This is a genomic window from uncultured Clostridium sp., assembly GCF_934754925.1.
Taxonomy (GTDB): domain Bacteria; phylum Bacillota; class Clostridia; order Clostridiales; family Clostridiaceae; genus Clostridium.
In genome coordinates, this window is the sequence record NZ_CAKVJA010000070.1 from 1 (window position 1) to 7617 (window position 7617).

Consider the following 7617-nt stretch of genomic DNA (forward strand, 5'->3'; position numbering starts at 1 on the left):
AAGAAAATCTAAATAAATTATAAGTTTCTCTAATATATAGCCTATTCAAATATATATTTCTAATAATCCTACATATATATATTTCTAATAATCCTACATACTGTTTATTTGTTCTACATTGTATTCTCCACTTCCAAGTTCCTTTGATATATTATCTAATAAATTAACCTTTACTTTAACACCCATAGGTACATTCAATTTTACTTTTTTATTTTCCAACTTTTTATTCCATTGAATTTTTATCTCTCCATAAGGAGTTTCATATGATAAATTACAATATTCAAATGGGCTATTAAAATCTGGCTCAATAATATAAGTAGCCTTCTCAGTAACGGATTTTTTCAATCCTGCAATTTCTCTTACAATAAAATCTTGTACACTTCCTAAAGAATAATGATTATATGAAGTAATTGTTCTTGTCCCATCTTCTAAAATAGCTTGCCATGATTCCCAAATACTTGTTGCACCTTGATTAACTTGATACAACCATGATGGACACTTTTCTTGAAGTAATAAATCGTATGCTGCCTCTCTATATCCATACTGACATAATGTATCTAATAAAATTGGTGTTGCTAAAAAACCAGTATCTAAGCATCCGTTATTTTCATCAATCATTTCCATTAATCTCTTTACAAATTTATTATTAGTTTCGTCATCTGCCATTTTAAAGTATGCTGCTAATGTATATAATCCCTGTAAATCACCGTCTATAATTCCATCATTATTTACATAAGCTTCATTAAATGCCAATTTAATGTTAGAAGATAAATCTTTATAATATTTACTCTCTTCATCTTTACCTAAAATGTTAGATATTTCGGCCAATAATTGTGTAGAATATGCAAAATACATTGTGGCAACCTGATTTGCTGTAATTTTAGCTGATAGCATAGGATTTGGACTATCATCTTCATTTACAAGACTTGGAGTTAACCAGTCTCCATAATGAAATTCCATATTCCATAAATACTTTTCACATTTTTTTGAATTACTATCCACATTGGATTTGCATCTTTCCTCAACATAGCCAATCCACTTTTTCATCATTTCATAATTATCTTTTAAAAAATCTATATCTTCATATTGTTTATAAAGATGATATGGTATTATAATACAAGCATCTGACCATCCTGCAGCACTTATATTTCCAAAACCACTACTTAACATATCATCTGATTCTATCCATGGTATAAGCCCTGGAACCTGTCCATTTTCATATTGATCTAATCTCATATTTTGAAGCCATCGCTTCATAAAATTATCTATTTTCATATTAAATATGGCTGTTGGAGTATAAATTTGAGCATCACCTGTCCACCCCCCCTTTTCTCTTTGAGGGCAATCAGTAGGAACAGAAATAAAATTACTTTCCTGAGAATGATATATATTTTCTAATAACTTATTTACTTTTTCATTAGATGTAGTAATATAACCAGTTCTTTTTAAATCGCTTGATAAAACATAAGCAGTAAAATTTTCTTTGCTAACTTCTGTTGTATTTTCTGTTACTTTAACATATCTAAACCCTTGGTAAGTGAACTTTGGAATAAATACTTCTTCCTCTTCACCTGATAATTCATAAGTAGTTGTTTGATATTTATTTTGTCCCATTATGTTAAAAAAGAAATTACCTTCCTTATCTAACTCTTCAGCATGCTGAAGTTGAATTATCTCACCTTTTTCACCTTTTATTTTAACTTCTACTATCCCTGCAATATTTCTTCCGAAATCAACTACAGTTTCACCTTTCGGAGTAATTATTATCTTTTTAGCCTCTATTTTCTCAATGCACCTAATAGGCTCTGCCATATCTACCTGCAATTGATTATATCCATAATTCCTTTCAACAACCCCATAATATGTTTTATTATTAAAATTATGGTTTTGACTTTCTCCAATAAATAAATCTGAATATTCAACTTTACTAGTTGAGGCTTTAAAAGAACTATCTGTAGCAATAACCTCTAATTCTCCATCACTATACTCTACTTCTATCTGAGATAATAGAGCTACTTTATCTCCAAATTGGTGACCAATACCAGCTAATCCTATCTTTCCTTTATACCATCCATCTGCTACAGTAATCTCAATTTTATTTTCACCATTTTTAATTTGGCTAGTTATATCATGAGTTTGATAACACTGCATCTTTGGGTATGTTACAAATCCTGGTGCCAAATATTCATCACCTATTTTTTTATTATTCAATACTGCTTCATATATCCCATGTGCAGTTACGTATATCCTTGCTTTTTTAACCTTTTTATTTTTAATTTTAAATTCTTTTGAAAATTCTATAGGAGAATCTAATGGTATCTCTCTTATTTCAGCTGGATTTGAATGATAAGAAAAAACTTTTCCCATATTAAAATCTTCTTTTACTGAAACTATATCTTTATCTGCTTCAATCCATTTAGCTATCCAATCTTCTTTTGATAATCCTATTTCAAAGTTTTTAAATTGACTTTCTGCAAATTCCCCATAATTATTCCATACCTTTATCTTAAAAAAATATTGTCCTCTTCCTTTTAAAGTTATTCCTTCATATTTTACATTAATCGAATTACTACTATTAATCCTACCTGAATTCCAAATAACTTTATTATATTCATTACAAATTTCTATTTCATAAGATTCTTGAAATGCATTATTTTTATCAGATTCCATCTGCCAACTAAAGCTTAATTTATCATTATTAATTACTGCATGTTTTTCTATATTATTTATAGTACATTTTTTTATTACAAACATTTTATTTTCCTCCATAAAGTGAAATTTTAATTTAATCAATTGAACTTTGCCTCCATATAAAAGTAGATGGTGATTTCTATCTTACACTTATATTTGCATTCACTCTTTACTTAAAATATAACACTTATTTATTACTTTTTAATTGTACTAATCTTATTTTTCTATTGTATTTATATTAGATATGTTCATCTATAGAATAAAACTACAATAGCTTATTGTAATAGTTTACCTTTTAATCTATAATCAATTTAATTCATTATTTACAGGAGGTTTATATGAATATTAGTACTTTTGAGGATTTAATTATTAATTCTTCTCTTTTTAATACTCCACCATCTGGAGTACTATCTACCATTAAATCTAAGAATAAACTATCTAACAATAATAGAATAATTTTTCCAGATGACATTTTTTCTACCGGAGATGATGTTATCGTTATTAATCATCCCCCTGTTGCTAATGACCGTTCCCCTCATTATCATGACTTTTTTGAACTTATGTATATGTATAAAGGAAGTTGTAAGCAAGTAATAAATGATAAAGCACTTATATTAAATGAGGGAGATATATGTATTTTAGGCATGAGGGATTCTCACTCCGTTATAGTGGAGAATACTGATAATATATTGTTTAATATTATGATAAAAAAGTCTCTATTTGATAAATCTTTTTTATCTTTAATTTCTGAAAATGATTTACTTAGTAGTTTTTTTGTTACATCACTTTTTAATAATAATAAACTTCAACATTATCTATACTTTCCTTATAAAGATAATAATTCTATTCAGTATATCACTCAACAGCTTATTTCTGAATATGTACAAAAAAAAGTTTGTTATAAAAAATCTATTGAATGTTACTTAGCATTACTTTTTTCAGAATTACTTAGAGAATATCAATCTACAATTGACAAAGAAAATTATAATAGTATGGGAAATAATAATTTATCCGATATATTGTCTTATATAAACACACATAAAGCTACAGCAACACTTGCAAGTGTTGCAGAGCATTTTCATTATAGTCCCAGCTATTTATCAACCTTAATAAAAAAACATACTAATAAAAGTTTTTCTGATATATTGCAACAAAGCAAGCTTGAAGAAGCCTGTCATTATCTTACTAATACTAATTTAAGCATTGATGAAATTGTCCAAGTTCTAGGATATTATGATAAAAGCTATTTTTATAAAATATTTAAAAAGAAATACTCTATAACTCCTATACAATACAAGAATAATATAAAACTCAATCAAAAATTTAAAAGTAACTATATTAAAAAGAACTGATTTCTAAATACTATCTAGAAATCAGTTCTTTTTAATATTTATTAGAATTAAAGCAAATTTCTTCATCATCTCTAAGATTGTAATAAGGATTTAATATTGCTTCTAAGTTTATTATCTCTGTTAATGCAGCTGCAATACTAGGATATTGTTTAGATAATAATTTGACTTTTTTATATATAAATAAAGCTATATTAGTCTAAACCTAAACTAATATAGCTTTTAAGCATTTTACTATAGTTATATTAACATATTACCATTAAAACGGTAATTTACCACTTTCCTTAAATCTAATTACAACTTTATCTATCTCTAATCCATTTGCTCCGAAGTATAATTTTATATAATGATTTACTCCAAATACAAATCCTAAATCTCTAGTTTCTGTAACCCATTTTCCTTCAGTGCCCCTAATAGTTATAGTTGTTTTTAACGCATTATCATAATAAACAGATAATGGTAATTGAGCTAATGGTCCTTGTTCTGACTTCATTGTTACCTCAATATCATATAAACCTAATTCATTAAGAGAAATACCAAATACCTCTGAACTTCCCTTTTTATTATTAAATTTACTTCCATCAATAATTACATCATTAGTTTCCTTATCTGCGTAATAATAAACTACATTCTCAGCTAAAATATCATTATCATCTTGCTTATTAATCTCATCTAATTCTTCTTTACTAATACGCCCTAATTCATGAAGCATCGAAGGAGATTTCATTATAAAACTTAAAATATTTTTTGCATTTCTTTGTAAATCACTTCTAGTAATTTCACCAGATTCTAATTTTTCCTTAACATTATCATTCTCTGGATTTAATTCAGAATTAGATACACACATATATATATCATTTTGTGCTGCTACCATAGGTGCTTTATTTTCCCTTGTAGACTTTTCTCCTTCGTTATTTGCTTCTGCCCACCAATCAGTCATAACTATTCCATCAAATCCCCATTCTTTTCTTAGGATTGTTGTGCATAAATCATAGCTTCCTGCTGTCCAAATACCATTTACTGGATTATAAGTAGTCATAACAGAACGTGCTTTACCTTCTTTAACGGCAATTTCAAACCCTCTTAAATATATTTCACGTAAAGCTCTTTCTGATACTATAGAATCAACAAGACGTCTTGATGCCTCTTGATTATTAGCACAGAAATGCTTAATAGTAGGTGCTGCTCCATTTTCTTGCATTCCTATTACTTGAGCTGCACTTATTTTACCTGTCACTAATGGATCTTCTGAAACATACTCAAAGTTACGCCCATTTAGTGGATTTCTATGAATATTCATACCTGGTCCTAAAAGTGAATCTATTTTATTTTTACGAAGCTCTAATCCTGTCATAGTATAAAGTTCTTTTACTAATTCTTCATTAAATGTACATCCTAATGCAGTTCCATTCGGTAATGAAAATGCCTTAGTTCCACAGTCCATACGTATTCCTGAAGGTCCATCTGCACAACATGCAACTGGTATTCCAAAATTTCTTAATTCATCTGTAAGACCACCAAATGCTGCTGCAGTACCAGGTGTTACTTTAGGACTACACATTCCTTCACCACGGAACATATAAATTAAATCATTATCACTTAATTGTGCAACGAATTCATCTAAAGATACTTTTTTGTCAAACACATCTCCAAGCTTATATCCTTTATTACCTGTATAATTTATTTCTTGTTCACGTTCTGCCTTCATTCTTAAATATGGATTTATAGTTCTTGTTGGAACATCATCTCTTGAAATTTCATAATTTCCATCTTCATTAATAACTGGCTTAATACGTTCAAATGAAACTGTTGGTGCATATGCTTCCTCTAGCTTTTCAATTACAGTAAACTCTTCATGATACTCTCCAGAAACTATTGCACTTCTAACATCTGAACCAATATAAATCTTGTAACATCCCGATTCTAATACATAAGATGACTTATATCCTGTTACTCCACTATCATCATAAGATGCAATATAGTACTTAGGAATTTTCACTGTTGCTTTTTCACTTTCACCTGAATTAATAACATTTGTTTTTGTAAAACCTACTAGAGATCTTGATGGCTTTCCAAGTTTTCCTTGTGGTGCTTCTATATAAACTTGTACAACTTCCTTTCCTGCCATTTCTCCTTTATTAATAACATCTGCTTCAACAATAATTTCTTTATCTGTAACTTCTAAAAGCTTTCCTTTAACCTCAAAATTACTGTAAGATAGTCCGTAACCAAATGGATACATTACCTTATCTTTAGCAAATGATTCGAAATAACGATATCCTACATAAATATCTTCCTTATAATAATTTCTTTCTTCATCTCCAAAATTTTCAGTTGATGGATAATCCTCAATATTTCTTGCAATAGTATCTGTTAATTTTCCACATGGATTTACCTTACCTGTTAGTACATCAACAACACCATTACCACCTTCTTGTCCACCCTGCCATACATAAAGAACAGAAGAAGGATTATATTTCTCTACCCATTTCATATCTATAATATTACCTACATTTAAGATTACAGCTGTTCTTTTAAATGCCTTACTAACTTTTTCAATCATACTTTCTTCTTCTTCAGTTAAAAGATAACTTCCTGGTTCATTTTTACTATCTTGATCTTCTCCTGCAGTTCGTCCTATTATAACTAATGCAATATCTGCATCTGAAGCAGCTTTCACTACTGAATCTGAAAGACCCATTTCTTTTTGAGACCAAGGTACATTTCCCCACCCCTTACCTTCATCATAAGGATTCTCTTCAATCCATTCTTCATATACTTTTAATAGATTTTCATCTAAAGTTACATCTTTATATTCTCTTAAAGCATCTAAAATACTAACTACATATCTTGTATTAACAAGACCTCCTGAACCTAATCCACTTTTATAATAATTAAAAGCACTTCTTCCAAATACAGCTACCTTATCACCATTTCTAAGTGGAAGTGCCTTATCCTCATTTTTTAATAATACACAACTTTCTGCCGCTGCCTGTCTTGCAATACTTGCATACTTTTCTAAATCCAATGCATATTTTCCCATAATATCCTCCATTAAATCTATTATATTAATTAACTTTTACCTATTATCAAATTTCTTGATTATATTATTTAATTCACTTTAATTTTAAGAAATATTTTCTATTCTTTATATCACTTTTCACATTTTTATATCACTTTTCACATATGTTTTATGATATAATGTAAACAATTAAATTAAACGTTATACAATCTAATTATTTAACTATTCAAAGGAGTATTTAAAATGATAGAATACGATATTCAGTCTGATTTTTGTAATTTATTATATAAAAATTTGGAGATGCAAACTATACATCCACCTTATGAGCAGGAGCTTAGAGAATTACACTGTATAGAAAATGGTGACTTAGAACTTTTAGAAAAAACCATTCCCCAAAGCTATGATGACTCATATAACGCAATTCTTGCTAAAAATCCCATTCGTCACATTAAGAACTTAGGTATTGTTGTAGTTACTCTAGCTTGTAGAGCTGCAATTAGGGGCGGAATTGATCCTGAAATATCTTTTTCTTTAAGTGATACTTATATTAATAAA

At 28.5% G+C, this 7617-nt stretch carries 3 protein-coding genes and 1 pseudogene; 2 read left to right on the forward strand and 2 right to left on the reverse strand.

What is annotated here, in order from left to right; all coding sequences use genetic code 11:
* Positions 1-93: 93 nt before the first annotated feature.
* On the reverse strand, positions 94-2754 hold the full coding sequence (locus Q0G30_RS13430; protein ID WP_294391041.1) for an alpha-L-rhamnosidase: 2661 nt from the start codon (positions 2752-2754) through the stop codon (positions 94-96).
* Positions 2755-3029: 275 nt separating this feature from the next.
* Here Q0G30_RS13430 and Q0G30_RS13435 point away from each other — a divergent pair, with 275 nt between their 5' ends.
* Complete coding sequence (locus tag Q0G30_RS13435) at positions 3030-4043, forward strand: AraC family transcriptional regulator (RefSeq protein ID WP_294391044.1); 1014 nt, start codon at positions 3030-3032, stop codon at positions 4041-4043.
* A 256-nt stretch (positions 4044-4299) separates the two neighbouring features.
* On the opposite strand, the gene Q0G30_RS13445 is transcribed toward Q0G30_RS13435, so the two are convergent.
* Entirely contained in the window at positions 4300-7083 is a 2784-nt protein-coding gene (locus Q0G30_RS13445) for a glycoside hydrolase family 3 protein (protein WP_294391046.1), read from the reverse strand.
* Positions 7084-7305: 222 nt separating this feature from the next.
* Here Q0G30_RS13445 and Q0G30_RS13450 point away from each other — a divergent pair.
* Positions 7306-7617: pseudogene (locus tag Q0G30_RS13450) on the forward strand (hypothetical protein); the annotation flags it as partial.